Here is a 23,192-nt window from a genome sequence, read left to right as displayed (position 1 = left end):
TTTTACCTCTGTGTCTTAATTTACGGATAGCGCCTCGATTACCGGTTGATAAACCAGGCTCATCGAAGTCGCCACGATAAATTGCACGATAGATAGTATTATAACTGATTTTATTTTTGGAATTTTCAAAGTTCAAACGACCAGAAATTTGTTCTGGAGACCATTGTTCGTTGAGAAATAGTCGTTTGACCAACTGGAAAATAGAGTCTTTATCTAGCGTGCGATGTCTGCCACATAGTTGTTTTCTACGTTTATACTCTCCATGAGCAGTTGACGGTGAATAACTGCCATCCTTGTTTGAATTACGATGTAATTCTCTTGAGATAGTCGATTTAGAACGGTCCAGGGTCTCGGATATATGCCCGATAGTTTCGCCTTGTTCATACATTAGGAATATTGTTTCTCGCTCATTCATGGTAAGATGTGTGTATGGATTCATAGCTTTCTCCTTCTAATAGTTGGTTGGTACATCTATTTTATAGGAAAACTATGGATCTTTTTTTATTTTATTATTGTTGTTGCACTTAAATTGTAAATTCGTCACAAAAAAAAGAGGATTTCTCCCCTTCTTCACTATGTGATATAAAGTTATATTTTGGCTTATTGGAAAACCAGTACCGGCATGCCGTTATAGGCGTATTCGTAGACTTGCGCCATAATGTCAGGCGGTGTGTTGATACAACCCAGGGAACCGTTGGTCAGGTAAGTTTCTCTCGAGATGACACTGTATCCCATACAAATATTCACTCATTATCTTATACAATACGAACAAGCACCAGCACTCATTGAAATGACATTGAATATTGGTGTTTTTAGTTGTTAATTCGTCCAAATATGACATTTATTGAATGGCATATACTGTCAACAGCAGCGCCTTCAATAGTTGTAAAATAACTGCTTCAACATTCAGTATCGAATGCAATTTGAACGCGGATCATGCTAGTCTGGGTATTGACTATATTCAATAAATGATCTTTTAGTAAGTCGTCGATGTGCGCGTCATTCAATTGTTCCAAGGCCTTTTGATGTTTTGTCGCGACATAATTTGCTTGTATTCTTGCTGATAAATCAATCGTTACTGTCTAAAGGATACTGATTGCATTTGGTTGAATGATTATCGCATTTAAAGTTGCATCGAATGTAATGGTAGCCGCTACTTGCTGCTCACCACTCATAACGTTTATCGCTCATTGGCTTCAAAACATATAAAGTAAACTTCTATTTTCTTTCTTTAGGTAAAACAGCTGTATTACCATCTGCTGGTTAAACAGTCAGTACCTGTACTTGTTATTGTTACTAATCATCCATCGTGATTATTGTCTGTATTACACAATAAATTTTAGTATCCGCCTCATCAAGACTTTGCTTTTCCAGGCAAATAAAAACAAACTTTGATACAATTATTAGAATTACAGAATCCACCGTGGATTGTAATCAGAAAGGGGAAAGTTAGTGAGGTTAAAGGTATGCCATCTTGGCGTCCGTGCGTCTTTTCTAGAAATATTTAATGCTTATTTAGAGCTGTGAAGCTATCTTTCAGAAGCCCGCTACGTTGAGAGAGTTCTTATTAACGCACCTTATTCTCTATAACCAATGACGAATTGTAGTTCGGAAAATGAAGAAGGAAGCAAGATAACTCATCAGCGAGTTAATTTTACTTCCTTCTATTTCGCCTTCATAGGTTCGTCTCTTACTTCTACGTTTGGACGTAGTTATTAGCGGAACATAGGGCTTATTCAGTTATTTTAATCTAATATTTAAGCTTAGAACATAATACCACCAACTATTATCATTATAATTTGTGCCACAATCGCAGCTCCTGTAACAATAATAAAGCCTTCTTTAAACCCATTTTTATGGTTTAAACCAGAAATAGCTAGGAACGTAATCATAGCACCTCCATGAGGTGGCACAGTCAGAATATTCGAACCAATCGCTGCAACACGGTGAATTAATTGTGGTGCTAAGCCTGCTGCGAGATAATGTTCAGCATAAGTAGGCATAACGATACCTAAAGCTCCTGATGAAGATCCGGTGATTCCTGACATTAAAGCAGTTAATACAGTTAAGCTGATTAATGGTCCACCAGGCATTTTTAAAATCATATCCGAAATTGCTTGGAAGCCAGGTGCTCCCATAACTACCGCACCAAAAGCAACTGCTAAAGAAGTGGCAAAAATCGGACCAATGGAGCCTAAGCCTCCTTCAGATAAAGTAGCTCCCATATTAGGAATAAAGTTTCTAAATAATATAATGGATAAGATGATTCCAATTAACAAAGCAAAGTAAATGATATTTGATTGAATATAATCATTACCAAAGGTTGAGCCACCGATAGCTAAAATCACAACAACTAAGAGTGGAATAATACTTGAAATAAAAGGTGGCAGCTCTCGGTCGATAATATCTGCTCCTTTTTCTTCGATATAAGTATCGTATTGGTCCCCTTTAGCAATCGAACGGTTTAAGGTAATTTTCATGTAGGCCAAGCCAAAAGCAACTGCCCCTAAAGATGCCAATATACTTGGTACTGACGCGGCGGTTAAAGTCGTGCCTAAATATTTCATAGGGATAACATTTTGAATGGCAGGTGTCCCTGGTAACATTGTCATAGTTATTGTAGCAATACCTAACCAAACAGGCAATTGAATTAAGTGCCATGAAACATTTAGTTTTTTGAATAGCGGTCGTGCTAATGGTATAACAGCGAACATACAAACAAACAAACTAATCCCACCGTAGGTAAGAATGACACTAATCACGAAAATTGCAACCATCACTAAATAAGGATTGTCGGATCCTATTTTGCTTAGAATGGTATCTGCAATCGCAACCGTTGCCCCACTTTTTTCCATCAACTTTGCAAGTATCGATCCTAGTAAGAAAATGGCAAAATAGTTCATGACATAGTTTCCTAGAGATCCCATAAAGTTGGTCGCTCCCGTGCCCAACATCCCCTCCATAATATCCATTTGGTTCATAAGTAGAATGACAATAGTTGCAATCGGAGCAGCAATCGTAATATGAATGCCTTTAGCAGAAAGAAGAATAATGAGAACAATCCCAACCAAAACTCCTATAGTACCTAATAAACTCATAATATATCTCCTAATTATTTAAATTTTTAATTAGAGACAGAAAGTAAACCCTTCTGTCTCTCGTCATTTGTAATTTTTAGACTGATAAGTCCATTGTTTTAACTTCTGGGCTAACAATAATTTCACCGTCAGTTGCTGCAATAACATCTTCAACAGTCACACCAGGTGCTGTTTCCATCAATAATAATTTACCTTCTTGGAATTCAAATACAGCTAAATCTGTAATGATTTTATCCAAACAATTTGGAGCGGATAAAGGTAATGTACATTGCTTAAGCACTTTAGATTCACCTTTTTTATCAACATGTTGTAATGAAGCAATTACTTTTTTAGCCCCAACGAGTAAATCCATTGCTCCACCCATTCCTGGGGCAAGCACACCTGGTACCATCCAGTTCGCAATATTGCCTGATTGGTCAACTTCCAATGCACCTAGAACCGTCATATCAACGTGTCCACCACGGATAATCGCAAATGAGGTTGGCATTGAAAAAGTTGAAGCACCCTTTTGTAATGTTAAAGGCATTCCGCCAGAGTTAGAGTAGTCTGGGTTTAGTGTTTCAGCTGTCGGTGGCGCACCAAATCTTAAAGCACCATTCTCAGCTTGAAGTGTCACATTAACACCTTCTGGTAAGTAACGAGCAGATAAATTCGGAATACCGAAACCTAAGTTCACTACATCTCCATCAGCAAATTCTTTAGCAATTCGTCTAGCAATAATTTCCTTTGCATTCATCATTAATTATCTCCTTCAGTTAATAAATTGTGACGACTCCATAATTCTTTGTAATAGGTAACGTTCTCTGCAGGTGTTAAACCTTGAACAATAAAATCAACTAATATACCTGGTACGTAGACATCAGAAGGCTCAATGTCCCCAATTTCAACGATTTCTTCAACTTCCGCAATTACAATTTTAGCCGCTAAAGCCATTTCTAAAGTCAATGTTTTAGAAGTCCCATGACAGTAGAGATTTCCTGCTTTATCCGCTTTATTGGCTTTAATAAAAGCAACGTCTGCTTCAATAGGGTCATACAATAAATACTCTTTACCATTACGAGTAACTTTGTCATGGCTTTCTTCTTGCATAGTCCCTACGCCGACTGGTGTTAACACACCACCTAACCCTGCTCCTGCAGCACGAATGCATTCAGATAAGGTTCCCATCGGTATAAATTCAATTTCGATTTCATTTGCAAAATATTGTTTCGTAATTTCACGTGATGTACCAGCATGAGCACAAATTAATTTCTTTAATTGCTTATTGACGGCTAATATATCTACATCATGTTCTTCCATAGGAAAAGACATAACCGCTTGAATTAAAGTCAAATCCTTTGTACCTGCATCTCTCAAGCCTTCGAATAACTTAATCGGTGCAGAAACTCCTAAAAACCCATCTCCCATTAAACTGCTACCTGGTTTTACTAATGATACTGCTTTTTCTATTGAAACGATTTCAACCATATTTAAACCTTCTTTCTAATTTTATAAGTTTTTTTATATTTACTTGCGTTCAAATGTTGTCTTTTCTTTATTAAGAAAGGCGGTCATTCCATTCTTTTGATCTTGTGTAGAGAATAGTAATCCAAATGCTTGGCATTCTAAATCAATCCCTCTAGCTAATGAAACATCTAATCCCTTATGAATTAATTCTTTAGACTTTTCAACAGCTAAAGGCGCTTGTTTAGAGATTTTAATTGCTAGATCCCTGACAGTAGACATTAAATCTTCCAAAGGTACAACATGATTCACTAAACCAATTTGCTTAGCTTCATCTGCTTTGACCATACGTGCTGAGAATATTAATTCACTAGCGACGCCGGCTCCAACTAAACGTGCTAACCGTTGAGTGCCTCCAAATCCTGGTGTGATACCCAAACCAACCTCTGGTTGACCGAAGAGTGCGTTTTCAGAAGCGTAACGAATGTCACATGCCATCGCTAACTCACAGCCACCGCCCAAAGCAAATCCATTTACAGCAGCAATCGTAGGTTGACGTAAAGTAGACAATTTAAGAAATACTTCATTGCCTAAACGTCCAAACATTTCACCTTCTAGCGCATCTTTTTCTTTCATTTCTGCAATATTAGCTCCAGCGACAAAAGATTTTTCACCTGCACCTGTAATAATTAGAACACGACACTCTAAATTCTTCTCTACTTGAGAAAGTGCTTCACCGATTTCTGACAGTACTTCTGTGGTTAATGCATTCATAGACTTAGGTTGGTTGATGGTAAGTAAGGCTATGCTTTCTTCAAAAGTCAAACTGATTGTATTAAATGCTGACATTTTTCTCCCCCTTAATTATTTTTTAGACTAATATTGATAAAAACCGCTACCAGTTTTGCGGCCTAAGTGTCTAGCTTCTACCATTTTTTTTAATAACGGTGCTGGTCTATATTTCGGATCACCTAGTTGTGTATAAAGTACTTCCATAATGGCTAAGACAATATCTAAACCGATTAAATCTGCTAAGGCTAACGGTCCCATAGGATGGTTAGCTCCTAATTTCATCGCTGTATCAATCGCTTCCGCTGTGGCAATCCCTTCACTTAACACGATAATTCCTTCATTAATCATTGGAATTAGAATACGGTTGACAATAAAACCCGCGCTATCTTTCACTTTTACGACTGTTTTTCCTAAAGATTCTCCAACTTCAGTCATTACTGCTGTTGTTTCAGGTGAAGTTGTTAAACCGACGTTCACTTCAATTAATTGCATCGCATGAACTGGGTTAAAGAAATGCAAGCCGATCACTTTATCTGATCTATTCGTTGCGGCAGCAATCATCGTAATAGATAAAGATGATGTGTTTGAAGCTAGAATAGCTTCTGGTCCACACAATTCATCCAATTGTCGAAAAATATCTAATTTAATTGTTGGATTTTCTGTCGCAGCTTCCACAACTAAGTCAACTTCTTTAGCTTGCTCATAAGTAGTCGACAAGGTGATACGCTGCATAATTTCTTTCACTTTCGCTTCAGTTTTCTTTCCTTTGTCTACTAAGCGATTTAAACGTTTCTCAATCACTGATAAACCTTTTTCGACAAATTCTTGGTTGATATCATTTAAAAAAACCTCGTAACCACTCTCAGCAAATGATTGGGCAATACCTCCACCCATTTGGCCTGCGCCAATAACCATTACTTTATTTATAGTCATCAATACCCCTTCTTTCCAAATCCTCAGACTCCACTCCTTTTAATAAGAAATGTCATCTTTAAACTTTTGATTAATAGCTCACGCTTGACTTTTTGTTACAGTTAAAATATAACCTCTGAAGGAAGCGTTTACAAATTAGTCTTACTGATATAACTATTACCTAAACTAATAACTTTTATTTACAAGATTTATAGAAACTTAGCTTCTGTTAAATGAACTTGATCAATTATCTTACCTAAATGGTGTAGATTAACGAACAGTAGCTCTCTTTCATTAAATTACTAACCATCCCATTACACTAAGATCCTAAAGTCTTATGGAGGTCTATCTGAACAAAAACGCCACTGTTATTCTAATTAATTGTATTGCGAGAGAAATTAGTTCTTTTAAACAGCCATACTCTTAATGCCTATTTAATCTAATCGTCTTCTATAAAGAAAATTAATTTTATCTTTTGATGAAATAATTATCATTCAACTTTTTATCTCCAGTTGGTTTACTAACCAATAGATTGTTTAGTATTCGATGAGGATGTCAAACTAACTTTTCTTCAATAGTTTCACCTTATTAGACTCCCTTATATCCTTATAAAACATTGTAACATTTCAGAACCTTGCACATTTTCATCTGAAGAGTTATCCTATAAATATAATGTGAAACTATGAACAAGAAAGGGGATTTTTTTATGTCAATCTGTAAAGAACTAGGAATCGAATACCCAATATTCTGTGGGGCAATGGCACGAATCACTTGGCACGAATTAGTAGGAGCTGTATCTGAAGCGGGAGGACTAGGAGTGCTTGCTTCAGGTGGGATGACAGCTGAACAACTTCGTGATGAAATACGCAAAACACGTGAAACGACTGTAAAACCTTTTGGGGTTAACTTAATGTTACAAATGAATAATATACCTGAACTAGTAGAAGTAATCTGCGAAGAAAAAGTAGCCGTTGTAACAACAGGCGCTGGAAATCCAGCACCTTATATTCCCCAACTTAAAGCAGCTGGAGTTAAAATTTTCCCAGTGATTGCTTCAGTTAAACATGCCAAAAAAATGGAAGCTGCTGGTGCTGATGGCGTCATTGCAGAAGGACAAGAAGCTGGTGGCCATATCGGGTCAGTTTCCACAATGTCGTTAATTCCACAAATCGTGGATGCTGTCAATATTCCAGTCATTGCTGCAGGAGGGACAGGTGATGGACGAACAGTAGCAGCTATGTACGCTTTAGGTGCCCAAGGAATCCAAGCTGGTACCATCTTCTTAGCTAGTGAAGAATGTCAGATTTCACAAAATTATAAGGACGCTATCATTAAAGCTAGTGACACTGATACAATCGTTACGGGGCGTAAGGCTAAAGATCCCGTTCGCGCTCTTAAAACTCCTATGTTGGAAAAGTTCTTAGATATGGAACACAATAATGCGTCTTTTTCTGACTTAGAACACCTTACAGTCGGTTCTTTGAAGCGGGCAGTAGACGGTGATCTTGAAAATGGTACGCCGATGTGTGGTGAAATAGCGGGATTAATCAAAGAAGTAAAAACTTCTCGTGAAATCATCGTATCGCTGTTCGAAGAAGCTGATAAAATTGCACAAAGTTTAGTTATTAACAGATAACTCAAACACTCTCATCGCTAAGGTAATTATTAAAAATAGATAGTCGCTACTACTTCGTGTTTCTCAATACAGCGTAGTAGCGTTTTTTTTTTTAGTATTGCTTGGATGAGGAATCATAATCGAATAATCAAACCTATAAGATGAACTAATAGAATGCTTTCGTATTCATAGTATTTATTTTAAAGTCTAATTGGTATAATTTAATCAAGAAGGATTATAGCCAATTTAATGTGGGAGGTAGATTATGGATATAGTTCAATTATCATACTTTATTACTGTTGTAAATTGCGATTTCAACTTATCTGAAGCTTCAAATAAAATTCATCTGACCCAATCTGCTCTAAGTCAGTTTATTTCTAATTATGAAAAACGTGAAAACGTTACTCTTTTCTTAAGAAAAAGTAATCGTTTAGTGGGACTAACTAAAAGCGGAGAAATTATTTACAAATATGCCTTAGACATAGTAAAGAACTATGAAGAAATGACTATTAAAGCAATCGAAGCCGCTTCCATTTCGAAACAAGTGATTAAAATTGGCGTTCCTTCTTTAATTTTGATGGTTTACTTTTCTTCAATGCTGCCAAAATTCAAAGAGAAATATCCGACAATAGAGTTCAAAGTAGTGGAAGCAGGTTCATATCAAATTCGGCAACTCTTGATTAAAGGAGAAATAGATATTGGGATTATCTTGGGTCCTACAGAATTAAAAAACGATATCTTTCATCAAGTATTGGTACATTCTTCAGATGTCGTGGCTTTTATAGACCAAGAACACCCCTTAGCTACAGAAAATAAGATTGAATGGAATAGCATCCTTAATTATGATATCGCTACATTTAATAGTGATCACAGCATTTATAATCTATTAAATAAAAAAATCAAGACACTAAAAGAGACTAAACAGATTACTTATACCGCTAATGCATGGGATTATTTGATTAATTTAACAAGAGGAACAAACATCATTACTTTTTTACCCGAGTTAATTTATCAGTTTATTCCTCATCAATCAATCATGTATAAAAAAACAGTAGCGCCTCTTGCTTTCAACATATATGCTTGCATGGCAAAAAATCGAGATGAGCAAAACAAACATAACATTTACGATGATATTCTAACTATATTTTAGTGAACGTAATAACTTTAGTTTTTAACCCCCTGCTTTAGTGGGCACGATAGCAGTCTACACTTGATAATTAGTATATTGGGTGCATTAATAAACACGCAAAAACTTTTCATGAGCAGTTGACGGTGAATAACTGCCATCCTTGTTTGAATTACGATGTAATTCTCTTGAGATAGTCGATTTAGAACGGTCCAGGGTCTCGGATATATGCCCGATAGTTCCGCCTTGTTCATACATTAGGAATATTGTTTCTCGCTCATTCATGGTAAGATGTGTGTATGGATTCATAGCTTTCTCCTATAAAATAGTTGGTTGGTACATCTATTTTATAGGAAAACTATGGATCTTTTTTTATTTTATTATTGTTGTTGCACTTAAATTGTAAATTCGTCGGCCTTCTTTCCCATTGGTTTTGAATTGGTTAACCCATTTTTCAATCAAACTTGTCGTTGAAATATGGTGTTTCTTAGCGAGTAAGGTGTAACCTAATGTCCCATTTAGATACTCTTCGACAACCTATAATTTGAATTCATATGAATACTTTTGTGACACAAAAACGACCCCCGTAAAGTTAGATTTTTAACTCTAACTTTCGGGGGTCACCTCAGCGCCTTGCTATTTTTATACTTCTTTTAATTCATTAAGTAACTGACGTTTGGCTTCGATAAACTCAGGTTCAAAAATTATTTTCTCAACATCAAAGCTTTTAAAGTCGACGGGCAACTCAAATGTAATTTCACCGGGTTGCCCTTTAATAATATAAACCCTATCCGATAAGATTAAAGCTTCATCTACATCATGGGTAATGATTAATGAAGACCAGCCCATCTTCTCGCGGTAATTCATAAACCATTGATGAAGTTGACGTCTTGTAATGGCGTCAAGAGCACTAAAAGCTTCATCTAACAATAGCCATGGTCTGTCAAATGCAGCTGTTCGCATAAAAGCCACGCGTTGTCTCATCCCACCACTTAGGGCGTGGGGATAATAATTCGCCCATTCTTTAAATTGAAAGATATCGAGTAATTCTAACGCATGCTCACGTGCGTGTTTCTTGCTTTCACCCTGTATAATCCGTGGCAACATAATATTTTCAATGACAGTATAATGCGGATACAACATATCTTTTTGAAGCATGTAACTTATCTTACCTTTAATTTCTTTGGATCCATCCAACTCAATCTGACCTTGTTGGGCATCGATAATTCCTGCAATGAGGTTAAAAAGGGTTGTTTTTCCAACCCCACTCGGGCCAATAATGGCAACGGTCTCCCCTTTTTGAAGTTGAATGTTAATATTTTTTAGTACTTGACGATTCCCGTATCGAAAACCAACATCTTGAATTGATAACATGTTATTCTCCTAAAAATTCGTTCGTAAAGTATGTCCCTTCAGTCAAGTCAACTTCCGTTAAGTTACTTTCGTATAACCATGTGTAGAAAGCATTCCAGCGCTCTTCATCGATATAACCCCATTGTTCTGGTTTACTTGTATAGGCTTCGTTAATCCATTCTTGGGAAGCAAGAACAAAATCACGTTGCCCTTCTAATTCCGGTGCATGTTTCAGGAGAATATCGGTTGCTTCTTCTGGATTCTCGATTGCATATTGATAACCGCGTTTGATGGCTTGAACCACTTGCGTCGCTTCTTCAGGACTATTCGCTAAATAATCGTTATTTGCAATAATTATTGGTGAGTAGAAATCTAATTCTTCTGCGTAATCTCTGAAGTAAAAGAAGTTCGTTGGAACGCCCTGGCTCTCAGCCATTATACCGTCCCAAGCGTAATAAACCCAGGCTGATTCAAACATCGAATTAGCTAAACCAACAATGGAATTATCTGCCTGATTAGGGACTAATTCGATTTGTGAATAATCGCCGCCTTCGTTATTAATAATATGCTCTAACATTCCCAGTTCAATAGGATCATTCCATGTTCCATAAGTATGAGCTTCCATCTCCACCGGTTTTGTAATTTGGCTGTCTTCTCTAGCAATAATACCACTTGTATTATGTTCGATAACTGTTGCGACAGCTGTTACAGGTAAACCTCCTGCTAGACGTGTAGCTAAAGAATCTTGGAAACTAATGCCAAATTGAGCTTGACCCAAACCTACTAATTCAGTCGTACTACCTTCTGGTGGACGGCGAATCGTTACTTCCACGCCCGCTTCTTCAAAATACCCTTTTTCTAAAGCAACATATAATCCAGTATGATTTGTATTCGGTACCCAATCTAAAATAAACTCAATCTGACTGGCTTGAGCCGATGCACTCATAGGAATTAATACTGACATACTGACGATTAAAGCAACAAGCATTTTCTTGAAATAATTCATCATATTATTCTTCTCCTCTGATTTTCTTTTTTTGATTAAAACGCCAAGGTGTTAAATATTTTTCAATATAAGATACAACACCCATAAAGAACAGACTTAATAACGAAATTAAAACAATGACCGCAAACATCTTGTCATAGCTAAAGGCACGTTTGGTTTGAATCATATAAACCCCTAAACCTTCAAAGCCACCAAGCCACTCAGCGACAACCGAACTCACAAAAGCGTAAGACACACTGACCTTCAATCCACTTAAGAAAAATGACATACTCGACGGTAACTTCACATGACGTAATATCTGCCAACGATTTGCTCCCATTAATTGGAGTAATTGAATCGCATCCTTATCCGCGTTAGCAAAGCCGTTCAGTATACTAATAATAATGGGAAATAATGTCGTTAAAATGACTAAAACAATCTTTGGTGTCATGTCATAACCTAGCCAAAGCACTAATATCGGTGCAATAGCTACAGTTGGAATGGTTTGTGTAACCACCAACATTGGATATAAGGCTCGGTTCAACCAAGGAATCACATCCATAATAATCGCTAGAAAGAAAGCGAGAAAAATTCCTATAGCGAGACCAATAAACGCTTGAATCAGCGTCACTCGGCTGTTCATCCATAAATTCTCTCGGTCTTGCCACAAAGCGATTAGGACATCACTTGGTGCGGGAATAATAAACTCAGGTAACCAACCAACTCTAGCAGCCACTTCCCAAAGCAGTAATAGTCCCAGACCTAGGATCCATGAAGCATATTTAGTGGCGATGTTTTGTAGTTTTATCTTCAATCGTTAACACTGACCCTTTCGCATCATAACTAATTTTGACATTAGTAAAAATTTTGTGGTGTGTTTGAGAAGCGATTTCGATCGCCTCTTTTAAGATAGGCATCAAAGTATCATAATCACCTTGAATCGTTGTCTCAAACGCCGCCACTTCATAGTTATCCGTCTTTGATGCTATAAAAGCAATGACAGAATCAACCACTTCAAGTGTCGCTTCTTGTGTTGCACCTAGCGGTAAAATTTGTAAAGCAATACTACAATTAACCAAAAAAAAACCTCCCTCATATTCACAACACAAAGTGTCTGAGTCAAGGTAGGTTGAGTGATACTGATAAAGGTATATTCGTACAAAAAGCATACTGCACCAATATACATAAACTTTACTTATTCACATCCCTACGCGAGTCTTAATTCATTCAGGTTCATAGAGTTCAGGTAATCCCATCTCAGCCGAAGCACCCCTTGTGTTATAGTAGAAAGCTTAGCATATTCATAAGCAATGTGCAATAGGATTCAAATTTTTGTATCAAAAAAGCTCGAAGAACCCAATAAAATGGCAATCTTCGAGCTGGTTGTAACAACTTAATACATCATTAAATATTTATCTAATTCCCATTGTGTCACTTGTTTTTTATATGACTCAAATTCCATTGTTTTCTCAACAATAAAGTTACCTGAAATATGTGGACCTAGAGCATCTCTCATGATTGGGCTGGCTTCAAATTCAGCAATGGCTTCGCTAAGTGATGATGGCAGGTCAAAGACACCTTCAGCCATACGCTCTTCTGGAGTCATCGTATAAATATTACGGTCAATTGGCATAGGTGGTTCAATCTTGTTCTCAATTCCATCTAAACCAGCTTGCAAGATAACTGCTAAGGCTAAGTATGGGTTGGCAGAAGGATCCACACTTCTTAACTCAACACGAGTTGAATTACCACGAGATGATGGAATACGAATAAGCGGAGAACGATTTCTCTCACTCCAAGCAATATATACTGGTGCTTCGTATCCTTCAACTAATCGTTTGTAAGAATTTACTAATGGATTACAAATAGCTGTATAAGCACTCGCATGCTTAATTAAACCACCGATAAAGTAATGAGCATTCTTAGATAATTGATCTGGAGTTGATTCATCATAGAAAGCATTCTTCCCATCTTTATCGAATAAAGATACATTAAAGTGCATTCCAGAACCACTCTCACCATAAATAGGCTTAGGCATGAACGTCGCATATAAATTATGACGACGAGCCACTGTTTTAACAATCAATTTAAACAATTGAATTTTATCACATGCGCGAATCGCATCATTATATTTCCAATCAATCTCATGTTGCCCTGGTGCAACTTCGTGATGACTCGCTTCGATTTCAAAATCTAAACGCTCTAATTCAAGCACAATATCACGTCGACAGTTTTCTCCTAAATCCGTTGGCGCAAAGTCAAAGTAGCCACCATCATCATTTAAGTCCATCGTTGGTCGACCATCTTCATCCAGTTTTAATAAGAAAAATTCAGGTTCTGGGCCTAAGTTGAACGAAGAAAAACCTAAATCTTCCATCTTATCTAACACTCGTCTTAAATTCCCACGAGGGTCACCTAAGAAAGGCTCTCGTTTTGTTGTATCTACATCACAGATTAAACAAGCAATGCGTCCACCATCTGAGGGAACATCCCAGTTAAAAATCATCCAAGAGTCGTAATCAGGAATTAAATACATATCACTTTCTTCAATACGTACAAATCCTTCAATTGATGAACCATCAAATGTCATATTATTTTCTAATGCCTTTTCTAACTGTGTTAAAGGAATTTCAACATTCTTAATTGTTCCTCTAATATCCGTAAACATTAATCGTATAAAGTGTACGTTATTCTCATGCGCATCAGCAATAATACGATCTTTCGTCCATTTTGTCATTGCTTCAAAATCCTCTCTTTTAATAGGTTATTCGAATCTAGATTGAAAATCTAGTTCATCCCTTAAGATACGTCGCACATCTTGGTCAGTTAGAGGTACTGAGTTTTTAGATACTCTGTCACTAAAGCGATATCTATTTTTAATACCTTTAATTGTCATGCCTTCATCCATTAGGTCAATGATGTCCAGTAATCGATCGACATCATTTAAAGAGTATAGCCTACGGTTGGTTTCGCTACGTTGAGGCTCGATTAATCCCTGTTCTTCGTAATAACGAATTTGACGAGCGGTTAACTCCGTCAACTCCATAACCGTACCTATTGGAAAAACTGCTAGTGACTTACGAAATTCCTTTCTTGCCATCACCATTCTCCTCTCTTAGAAAATTATTATACGACGATTAAAAAGCTCTCGCAAACATATTATAACACCATTTGTAAAGAAATATCACATGAATGAATCCCAAACTAATAATAATTATTATACAGTCATTTAGCTTTTGAAATTATGAACAGAATATTAAACTTTCATTACTTTATTCAAATATTCAACATTTCCTATGGTATTCTCGAGTCAGTTAGCGTATTCTTTTATTTAGAAATGTTTTTTTAAAAGGAGTTTTTGAAATGCCAAAAACGCGTAACTATACGCCAATAGCAACAATTGGCTCTCTTATATTCATTGCCATTTGTTTAAGTTTAATTATACTTTTAAATAAATTAACTGCGAACAATAATTTAATTATTGCAGAGCACCAACAACAATCTACTCAAGAAGAGTTAATTTCTTTACAAACTGAGCCCGTTGTTTCTCAACAGACTGAAAGTGTAACCGATGAAAGCATCGAAACACCAGCTACTTTGGCAGAAACACTGAGTACCTACTCACCTAAAGATAAAGCAGTGGAAGAAACGATTGCTGAATTAACCCAAACGGAGTTTGATGGAAACTTAATTCAAGCCCAAGATGAAATTCTTGCAGCTATCCATGCAAATGATCTTGATGTGGAAGAACTTGGTTATCTTTTCTTACCAGATTATCCGGCAGAAAAAACTGCGGCTGCAACTGGAACCCAAATTGACGTTCCATTGTATCTGCAAAAAGATGCGAACTGGCGAACTGAGAAATACGGAAGTAATACAACCCAACAACTGGGTGAAAACGGCTGTGCAATCCTTTCTCTAGCCATGGTTCATGCTGCTTTTGAGAATCGAGAAGTGAATCCAATAGAAATCCTTGAATGGAGCGAGGAAAAGTATTGGGTAGATAATGCCGGGACATCTTGGCAAATCTTCCATGACTTTGCGGTTGAATATGATTACAATTTTTATAACTATGGAAATGATTTCTATAGCGCAATGGAAGCTGTAAATAACGGTGAATTAATCGTTGCGTCTGTCTTACCAGGTTTCTTTACAGAGATTGGCCACATTATCGTCATTCGTGGCTATGAAAATGGTCAAGTCTACGTTAATGATCCAAACGATGATGCTCAAAAAATGTATAGTATTCAAGGTATTGACGAAGAAGTATTACTCACAGAGGGTATCAATTACTGGTCTTTCTCAAAATAATTTAAGCAATCTAACATCCATTCCAAAATTTTTGGGGTGGATGTTTCTTTAGTTACAAGTGATTTTATGAGTGACAACATTTGCTTGTTTTATTGTTATAGGCATTATGATATTATTAGACTTTGAGATAAATACGCCATCAATGTCATGATTGAAGGCGAAATATTATTCAATCTCATCTTACCAACTGAATTAATAAAAGACGTTGCAAAGATAATGAGGTATAATATAGAAGTCGGGATGTTATGTATCGCGCGGAGACATATTGTGCTCAAGATTGAAATATTATTATATAAAAAGGAGATCTAACAATGACATCAGTAGTAGTTGTAGGAACACAATGGGGAGACGAAGGTAAAGGTAAAATTACTGACTTTCTAAGTAATAACGCTGAAGTAATTGCACGTTATCAAGGTGGAGACAATGCAGGGCATACGATTCAATTTGATGGTAAAACATTTAAATTACATTTAATCCCTTCAGGTATTTTTGATAATAGTAAAATCAGTGTTATCGGAAACGGTGTTGTCGTGAATCCAAAGTCAATTGTTAAAGAATTGAACTATTTAAAAGCTGAAGGTGTTGATACTAGTAATTTACGTATTTCTTCGCGAGCTCATGTTATCTTACCTTACCATATCTTAATGGATCAACTTCAAGAAGATTCAAAAGGGGATAACAAAATTGGAACAACCATTAAAGGAATTGGTCCAGCTTACATGGATAAAGCTGCCCGTGTTGGAATCCGCGTTGCTGATTTATTAGATAAAGAAATTTTTAAAGAGCGCTTAGAAGTAAACTTAGCTGAAAAGAATAAATTATTCGAGCGCGTTTATGACAATTCGCCTTTATCTTTTGAGGATATTTTCGAAGAATATTATGCATATGGTCAAGAAATCGCTAAGTATGTTACTGATACGTCAGTGATTTTAAACGATGCACTTGATGAAGGTAAACGCGTATTATTCGAAGGTGCTCAAGGTGTCATGTTAGATATCGATCAAGGTACGTATCCATTTGTTACTTCATCTAACCCTGTTGCTGGTGGGGTAACGATTGGTAGTGGAGTTGGTCCTTCTAAGATTGATACAGTTGTTGGTGTATGTAAAGCTTATACATCACGTGTCGGAGATGGACCATTCCCAACTGAATTATTTGATGAAGTTGGACAACAAATTCGTGAAGTAGGTAGAGAATACGGAACAACGACAGGTCGTCCACGTCGTGTGGGTTGGTTTGATTCTGTTGTTATGCGTCACTCACGCCGAGTATCAGGTATTACAAATCTATCATTAAACTCAATCGACGTATTGACTGGTTTAGATACAATTAAGATTTGTACTGCTTATGAAACATCTACGGGTGAGCGTATTGAATATTACCCAGCAAGTTTAAAAGTTCTTGCTGACTGTACGCCAGTTTATGAAGAATTACCTGGTTGGTCAGAAGATATCACAGGGGCGAAATCACTTGAAGACTTACCACAAAATGCACGTAACTACGTTCGTCGCATCAGTGAATTAGTTGGAGTTAAGATTGCAACTTTATCTGTTGGTCCTGACCGTGAACAAACAATGATTTTAGATAGCGTTTGGGGATAAACTCCCTTTTAAGAGCCCGTGGTTATATAACCTCTGGCTCTTTTTTGTTTTAAATTTAATACAATATTCACAAAATAAATGGCGAATTCCACATTTTTCCTTCGATAAAAATTCACATTTACAGCGTATGATGGAATTAACAGATAGAGGAGGGCGCAAAATGAGATTAAAAAAATTATTATTAGTATCTACATGTGCTTTAGCAATCGGAGCAGGAACTACTCTTGGAAATAATGCTTTACTACCAACGAGTCAAACCGTTCATGCCCAAGAAGAAACAACAACAGAGGTGGACCAAGAATTACTCGTTCAAATAAAAAATAACTTAGCGGGCGTTCAACCTGTTAACTTAGAACAATTATTAGAAGTAGAGGATCAATATTTAGTTGATTTATATACTACAAAAAATACTGAAGCAGAATCGAATCCTGAACTGGATGTATGGTTAGAAATGTATAACCAGTTAGCAATCGATTACCCTCAATTAAACCTTTTAACAGGTGAGGACTTACAAGCTTATAATGAAGCAGCAGAGGCTATTTCTACTTATTCAGAATATAGCTATTCAGATTTAAACACGGCTTTACCTAGTGACATCTTAGGATGGTATACGAACGCATTTTTAGAAAATAACGATGACGAGCAAGCTGCTGTTGAATCAATCGTGCCACAAATTACCCAAGCACGTGATGCTTACATCGAACGTCGTACTGAAAGAGAAAATGGCGAAGACAATGGGAATGGTGAAACTCCAGCACCTGAAGATGAATTTGAAGCAGCGATTTTGGAATATACTGATATTACAGAAGAGCAATTCAGTCAATTCACTGAGGAAGAATTAGCACCGATTAAAACAACTGCTGAAAATGGAGATTACGCTCAAGAAACGATGGACATTGTCCGCGACCAAATCATCGAATTAAATCCTGAAATCTTTACCGATGAACAGGTCGGTTCAGTTGCTACTAAGATTCGTGAAGCATTCATTGAATCAACACCTGCAACTCAAGAACAATTAGACCAACTTGATGACATTTACTTAGTAAGTATGGTAGGTGAAGGAAATCAAGCAGGTACTGATATTGGTGGAGCTTATAACACAGCTGTATACGATAACCCAGAAGTCTTCGGTCCTGAAGCCAGTCGTTTTAGAGACGCTTTAGTTTCGGATTATAACTTAAATGAAGAAGAGTTATTAGAAGTACCTGATGCTGAATTACTATGGCAAGAATTTTCAGTCTTCCAAGAAAATAACGCAGAAGACATGGAAGCCTTAGCTTTAGCAATGCAAGAAAATTACGGTATTACTGTTGATGATGCAGAAACATCTTCAGATGAAAGTTCTTCAAGCGAAGAATCATCCGATGAAGAGTCTTCTGATGAGGAATTCTCTGATGAAGAAGAATCATCTGACTCAAGTGAATCCGAACCAGCAAGTGATTTAGATATTTACCGTGAAGAATTAGTCGGTCAAACTGATTTAACGATGAAACAATTAAATCAATTTAGTGATGAACATATTACTAGTTTGATGGATAGACTGGGACTTTCAACTGAAAGTACTTCTTCAGAAGAATTAACTGCTTTACGCGATGAAATTGTAATTGCTGGTTACGTGAATTTCAGTGATGATCAATTAGCAAGTGCAATTACTCCTGTTCGTGAAGCTGTCGTTAATCAAACACCAACAACAGATGCTATCTTGAATGAATTTAGTGATCGTACATTCGCTGAATGGTACAATGAAGCTAAGAATGCTGATGCAAAAGTACCTAGCTACATTTTCCAACAGTTAGTAACAATGTATCCAGACATGTTTAATGATTTAGTTGTTGAAGCTAAAAACAACATCATTCAAAATACAACTATCACTCAAGATCAAGTTGATCAAATGCAATTTGAAGATATTCTATGGGCTGTTCAACCGAATGAATCTGGTGAAGTGAATTATGTAGATGTAACTAATTACTTAACTGAAAGATATCCAGATGTAGTCAACGGTGGTGGTTCTCAAACACCTTCAAGTGATGACAATGAAGAATCATCAAGTGTTGATGTATCTATCAGTTCATCCGTAGAAGAGAATGAAGAAAACTTACCAAACACTGGTGAAAATAGTTCAATTTGGCTTATTATTGTAGCTGCATTAGCTTTAATCGGTGGAGGTATTTACTTATTCATCTCTGGACGTCGTCATAATAACTAAGACAAATCGATAGATAAATAGAATTAAATAAACCCTAAGCACTCTATAGTTGAGAGACTAAAGAGTGCTTAGGGTATTTTTGTTTACTCATTTGTTTAGTAGTCTAATGTTTCGAATAACTGGTCAAAGTATGCAACTGTCTCAGGTCTATCTTCAAGCGAACTATCTGGATAAGCCGATAAATCGGGTTCTTCATCTAAGAAATACTTCAGTGAATACACACCAAAGCCTTCTGCAAATGATTCAATGGTTGAATTGTAATAAGACTCCTCATCTGCCCATTCACTTTCATAAATGGCCTGCCAATCATCTTGCGTTGACCAAGAATCTTCAGACTCTTCATCCCAATCGATTAATGCATAACTAGCAAAATCTAATGTATGACCAAACTCATGATAAATCAGATTTTTATAGATTGGTTTATCCCCTACAAAATATACTGTCCCATCATCCTTAGCTAAACCATGTAAAGTAAAGCCTGGTGTTTCTGAAGGTGGCATTTCATATTCCGCTAAGACATAAATATTCGAAAGTCGACGTTTAATTTCACTTGGCAATGTTTCAACTATCTCTTCAATCGAAGCGATATTTTCTTCTAAAACAGCCTCATCTTCAATTTGATCAGAGATAAAATAATGTAAAACTGGCTCTTCTAAATGCCCATTATTATATTTGTTGGTAAAGATACTAAATTCTTCTCTAGCAATCTCAATCACTTCGGTAGCTAAATCATAATCGGCACTTTCCGGATCAACTTGGCTATATAATTCCTCGGCACGTAACATTGAAGCTTTAGCATCGGCATAAACTGAAGTCGGAATCATTTGTTTTAATTCGTAACGTTCAACTAAATCCTCGGAATATTCATTATAATAAATTTGTCTAAGCTTATGATTAATATCTAAGCGTTGCATTGCGATTAAATCACTATAATTGTATAAATCGACGACGTCAGCAGTTAAATTCATCGGTGCGACTAAGTAATGATCTTCTGGATCAGCCGAATAATAGATGTAATATGAAATATAAGTGGCTATATCTCTATATGTATCTTTATACGCATTAAAGTGAACGAAATTATAAACTTCATCCGTCTGAGCAAATGGCAGTAGAGCTTCATCAGTAAATAAATTGTCTTCATTAATTGATACTTGATCACTTGGCAATTCAGCTTCAATCAACGTATAGTCACTTTGAGGATAAATCGTTGTATCAGTATCTATATTTTCGTATATGGCTTCATCAACAGGTTCAGCTTCAACTACTTGTGTGTGATCAGCTTGAGTATAGTCTATGCTATCAAGCGACTCAATTGTAGTAGCATTCGTACTAACAGGTAAAGCAAATAACACAATAAAAAAAGATAGGAGAGTTAAAGTGTTCAATTTTAACTTACTTGCAACTTCTTGATGTTTCTTTCCGACCGTCTCCATATTGTTACCACCGCTTTCAATGTAATATATTATAAGTTTAATACAAACTAAGTTAAAGAGAAAGAAATAACATAAAGAACATACGTTCCCAACAGAAGTGTTTCACGTGGAACATTCATTCGGGTTTTTACTACTTTATTCACCTATTTAAATAGTGATTAAACTGATTAATCGCCACTTTAATCGAGTTAAACACAAAAAACTCTTTCTAAATTTAATTAGAAAGAGTTCATTGTAAGTTACATCATGGGTGGTTCGGGTACAAATGAAAGACTTGAGAATTTATTATATTCCTTTTTAAATAATAAGCGAACTGTATCTCTAGCTCCTGCACGGTTCTTAGCTAAGATAACCTCAACAGTATTATCAGGCAGATCATCATCTTGAACTGGTTCTTCATCACCTTCTTGTTGGTGATAATCCTCACGGTATAAGAAGGCAACGATATCCGCATCTTGCTCAATCGATCCAGACTCACGAATATCACTTAAGATAGGTCGTTTATTCTGACGGTGTTCCACACCACGAGATAATTGAGACAGTGCAATGACAGGTACGCCTAATTCTTTGGCTAATTTCTTCAATTGACGAGAAATTTCAGATACTTCTTGCTGACGACTTTCGCCACCGGATCCTTCAATTAATTGAAGATAGTCAATCACAATCAGACCTAAATCTGGATTTTCTTGTTTTAATCGTCTACTTTTCGCACGAATTTCAGATACTTTAATCCCTGCTGTATCATCAATAAAGATCGGTGCATCTTTAAGTGTGTTTGTAGCCACCGTGAAACTATTCCATTCATCATCGGTAAGTTGTCCTGTACGTAAATTAGATGCATGTATATTACCTTCCGCACAAATAATACGGTTTACTAAATCTAATGCACCCATCTCTAGTGAGAATATTACAACAGGTATTTTAGATTTCGTGGCAACGTTTTGGGCAATGTTTAAAGCAAAGGCTGTTTTACCTACGGATGGTCTCGCAGCTAGAATAATCAATTGGTCTGGTTGGAAACCACTCGTTAATTTATCTAAGTCGATATAACCTGTTGGTAAACCAACAACGTCTCTTTTCTCTTCCGATAATCGAACAATGTTCTCAAATGCATCTGAAATTAACGAGCGTATAGAGACAGGTCCGTCATTATTCTTCCCTTCACCAATTGATAAGATAAGTTTCTCACTTTTTTCGATGATATTAGAAATCTCATCACCTTCTTCATAAGCCGTCTGGCTTATTTGTGTACTAGCTGAGATTAAACTACGTAATATTGATTTATCTTTTACTATCTTTGCATAATGGTCAACGTTTACAGCTGTTGGTGCTGTTTGTGTTAACTCAATTATATAATCATGGCCACCTACATTTTCAATTTCTCCATAACTCGTAAGTCGATCAATTAAGGTGATGGCATCAAGTTCATAATCAGGTGAATCGAAGATATTCGCCATCGCATTAAAGATAATGCGGTGTTTACGTAAATAAAAGTCATCTTCCTCAATAATTGATTGAACCGTTCCTACTTTAATAGGATTGATAAGTAATGCGCCGAGCACTGATTGTTCAGCTTCTATATTATATGGTAGTTGTCTATCCATTGGTTTATTTTCCAACGGTTCACCTTCTTTCTTCATTTCTATATTCTACTCGATTCACTCTTAAATACAAGTATATAAATCATACCAAATTCTCAGCCTTTTTCATAGTTATCAACATGTTAATAACTTTTATTTAAAGCCTTTTAGTAATATTCACATTTTAATAATTCAAACCAATAAAAATAGTGTATTCATTGGTTTGAATACCAAATGAATACACTATTAAAATGCTTAAAATGTTTCATATGAAACTATTGTTCAACGATATGTACTTTAATATCTGCTGAGACTTCACTATGAAGTTTCACTGGAACGTTGTAACGTCCTAAAGAGTTTAAATTTTCACCTAATTGGATCTTACGGCGATCAACCTCGATGTTATATTGCTTTTCAAGCTCTTCTGCAATTTGTTTAGAAGGGATAGTACCGAATAATCGACCATCTTCACCTGTTTTAGCTGCAATCGTAACAACTGTCTCTTCTTTTTCAATGGCTTCTTTAATTTCTTTAGATTCAGCTAATTCTTCTTTAGCCAGTCTAGCTTCAGCTTCTTTTTTAGATTTCAGCTGATTTAAAGCTGCACCATCCGCTACTTTAGCAAGGTTGTTCTTGATTAGATAATTACGTCCGTAACCATCTGATACTTCAATCACATCACCTTTTTTACCTTGTTTCTTGACATCTTTCAATAGAATTACTTTCATTCAAAGTCC

General features: G+C 36.3%; 21 protein-coding genes and 1 riboswitch. Of the genes, 5 read left to right on the top strand and 16 right to left on the bottom strand.

Features of this window, described 5'->3' with window-relative positions; translation table 11 throughout:
- The 6 genes from ACEN31_RS01265 to ACEN31_RS01240 all read right to left on the bottom strand — a co-directional run.
- On the bottom strand, nucleotides 1-439 hold a 439-nt coding region (locus ACEN31_RS01265), incomplete at its 3' end, for a transposase (RefSeq protein ID WP_407093891.1).
- A gap of 1,324 nt (nucleotides 440-1,763) precedes the next feature.
- Nucleotides 1,764-3,098, bottom strand: coding sequence for a GntP family permease (locus ACEN31_RS01260; protein WP_407108365.1), 1,335 nt, complete (start codon nucleotides 3,096-3,098; stop codon nucleotides 1,764-1,766).
- A 76-nt stretch (nucleotides 3,099-3,174) separates the two neighbouring features.
- Complete coding sequence (locus tag ACEN31_RS01255; protein WP_407108367.1) at nucleotides 3,175-3,834, bottom strand: 3-oxoacid CoA-transferase subunit B; 660 nt, start codon at nucleotides 3,832-3,834, stop codon at nucleotides 3,175-3,177.
- 2 nt (nucleotides 3,835-3,836) lie between these two features.
- A complete protein-coding gene (locus ACEN31_RS01250; RefSeq protein ID WP_407108364.1) occupies nucleotides 3,837-4,565 on the bottom strand; it encodes a CoA transferase subunit A in 729 nt (242 codons plus the stop codon).
- A gap of 39 nt (nucleotides 4,566-4,604) precedes the next feature.
- Nucleotides 4,605-5,390 carry an enoyl-CoA hydratase-related protein gene (locus ACEN31_RS01245; protein ID WP_407108363.1) on the bottom strand — a complete coding sequence of 262 codons (786 nt, stop codon included), beginning with the start codon at nucleotides 5,388-5,390 and terminating at the stop codon, nucleotides 4,605-4,607.
- Between the two features lie 27 nt (nucleotides 5,391-5,417).
- The gene (locus ACEN31_RS01240) at nucleotides 5,418-6,266 is read right to left on the bottom strand and encodes a 3-hydroxybutyryl-CoA dehydrogenase (protein WP_407108362.1); all 849 of its coding nucleotides are present in this window, start codon (nucleotides 6,264-6,266) and stop codon (nucleotides 5,418-5,420) included.
- A 685-nt stretch (nucleotides 6,267-6,951) separates the two neighbouring features.
- Between ACEN31_RS01240 and ACEN31_RS01235 the strand changes: the two genes are divergently transcribed.
- Both ACEN31_RS01235 and ACEN31_RS01230 read left to right on the top strand, forming a co-directional pair.
- Nucleotides 6,952-7,881 carry an NAD(P)H-dependent flavin oxidoreductase gene (locus tag ACEN31_RS01235; protein ID WP_407108361.1) on the top strand — a complete coding sequence of 310 codons (930 nt, stop codon included), beginning with the start codon at nucleotides 6,952-6,954 and terminating at the stop codon, nucleotides 7,879-7,881.
- Nucleotides 7,882-8,125: 244 nt separating this feature from the next.
- Nucleotides 8,126-9,010 (top strand): LysR substrate-binding domain-containing protein, encoded by an 885-nt coding sequence (locus ACEN31_RS01230; protein WP_407108360.1) that lies wholly within the window; start codon nucleotides 8,126-8,128, stop codon nucleotides 9,008-9,010.
- A gap of 84 nt (nucleotides 9,011-9,094) precedes the next feature.
- On the opposite strand, the gene ACEN31_RS01225 is transcribed toward ACEN31_RS01230, so the two are convergent.
- From ACEN31_RS01225 to ACEN31_RS01195, 7 genes are all read right to left on the bottom strand, one after another.
- Nucleotides 9,095-9,295: a helix-turn-helix domain-containing protein gene (locus ACEN31_RS01225; RefSeq protein WP_407108359.1), complete on the bottom strand. Its 201-nt coding sequence runs from the start codon at nucleotides 9,293-9,295 to the stop codon at nucleotides 9,095-9,097.
- A 333-nt stretch (nucleotides 9,296-9,628) separates the two neighbouring features.
- A complete protein-coding gene (locus ACEN31_RS01220; RefSeq protein ID WP_407108357.1) occupies nucleotides 9,629-10,360 on the bottom strand; it encodes an ABC transporter ATP-binding protein in 732 nt (243 codons plus the stop codon).
- Nucleotide 10,361: 1 nt separating this feature from the next.
- Nucleotides 10,362-11,348, bottom strand: coding sequence for an ABC transporter substrate-binding protein (locus ACEN31_RS01215; RefSeq protein ID WP_407108355.1), 987 nt, complete (start codon nucleotides 11,346-11,348; stop codon nucleotides 10,362-10,364).
- Between the two features lies 1 nt (nucleotide 11,349).
- Nucleotides 11,350-12,138, bottom strand: coding sequence for an ABC transporter permease (locus ACEN31_RS01210; protein WP_218930350.1), 789 nt, complete (start codon nucleotides 12,136-12,138; stop codon nucleotides 11,350-11,352).
- Nucleotides 12,107-12,403, bottom strand: a complete 297-nt coding sequence (locus tag ACEN31_RS01205; RefSeq protein ID WP_218930351.1) for a thiamine-binding protein — start codon at nucleotides 12,401-12,403, stop codon at nucleotides 12,107-12,109. Before ACEN31_RS01205 ends, ACEN31_RS01210 begins: the two co-directional genes overlap by 32 nt.
- A 108-nt stretch (nucleotides 12,404-12,511) precedes the next feature.
- A riboswitch (TPP riboswitch) is annotated at nucleotides 12,512-12,608 on the bottom strand.
- A 109-nt stretch (nucleotides 12,609-12,717) separates the two neighbouring features.
- On the bottom strand, nucleotides 12,718-14,061 hold the full coding sequence (gene glnA / locus ACEN31_RS01200; RefSeq protein WP_407108354.1) for a type I glutamate--ammonia ligase: 1,344 nt from the start codon (nucleotides 14,059-14,061) through the stop codon (nucleotides 12,718-12,720).
- A gap of 27 nt (nucleotides 14,062-14,088) precedes the next feature.
- A complete protein-coding gene (locus tag ACEN31_RS01195; RefSeq protein ID WP_138403749.1) occupies nucleotides 14,089-14,424 on the bottom strand; it encodes a MerR family transcriptional regulator in 336 nt (111 codons plus the stop codon).
- 263 nt (nucleotides 14,425-14,687) lie between these two features.
- On the opposite strand from ACEN31_RS01195, the gene ACEN31_RS01190 reads away from it, so the two are divergent.
- The 3 genes from ACEN31_RS01190 (at nucleotide 14,688) to ACEN31_RS01180 (ending at nucleotide 19,442) form a co-directional block, all read left to right on the top strand.
- Entirely contained in the window at nucleotides 14,688-15,635 is a 948-nt protein-coding gene (locus tag ACEN31_RS01190; RefSeq protein WP_407108353.1) for a C39 family peptidase, read from the top strand.
- A 311-nt stretch (nucleotides 15,636-15,946) separates the two neighbouring features.
- Nucleotides 15,947-17,236 (top strand): adenylosuccinate synthase, encoded by a 1,290-nt coding sequence (locus ACEN31_RS01185; protein ID WP_407108352.1) that lies wholly within the window; start codon nucleotides 15,947-15,949, stop codon nucleotides 17,234-17,236.
- Nucleotides 17,237-17,396: 160 nt separating this feature from the next.
- Entirely contained in the window at nucleotides 17,397-19,442 is a 2,046-nt protein-coding gene (locus ACEN31_RS01180; RefSeq protein ID WP_407108350.1) for an LPXTG cell wall anchor domain-containing protein, read from the top strand.
- A gap of 95 nt (nucleotides 19,443-19,537) precedes the next feature.
- Here ACEN31_RS01180 and ACEN31_RS01175 read toward each other — a convergent pair whose 3' ends face one another.
- The 3 genes from ACEN31_RS01175 to rplI all read right to left on the bottom strand — a co-directional run bounded on the left by ACEN31_RS01175 (nucleotide 19,538) and on the right by rplI (nucleotide 23,183).
- Nucleotides 19,538-20,875: a hypothetical protein gene (locus tag ACEN31_RS01175; RefSeq protein ID WP_407108348.1), complete on the bottom strand. Its 1,338-nt coding sequence runs from the start codon at nucleotides 20,873-20,875 to the stop codon at nucleotides 19,538-19,540.
- A 239-nt stretch (nucleotides 20,876-21,114) separates the two neighbouring features.
- On the bottom strand, nucleotides 21,115-22,515 hold the full coding sequence (gene dnaB / locus ACEN31_RS01170; RefSeq protein ID WP_171031250.1) for a replicative DNA helicase: 1,401 nt from the start codon (nucleotides 22,513-22,515) through the stop codon (nucleotides 21,115-21,117).
- A 215-nt stretch (nucleotides 22,516-22,730) separates the two neighbouring features.
- Nucleotides 22,731-23,183 (bottom strand): 50S ribosomal protein L9, encoded by a 453-nt coding sequence (gene rplI, locus ACEN31_RS01165; protein WP_138403754.1) that lies wholly within the window; start codon nucleotides 23,181-23,183, stop codon nucleotides 22,731-22,733.
- Between the last annotated feature and the right edge of the window lie 9 nt (nucleotides 23,184-23,192).

This window comes from Ruoffia sp. FAM 26255, assembly GCF_045528525.1.
GTDB classification, from domain to species: domain Bacteria; phylum Bacillota; class Bacilli; order Lactobacillales; family Aerococcaceae; genus Ruoffia; species Ruoffia tabacinasalis.
Note: the sequence above shows the minus strand (reverse complement) of the source record. Positions and strands in the feature narration are given on the sequence as shown.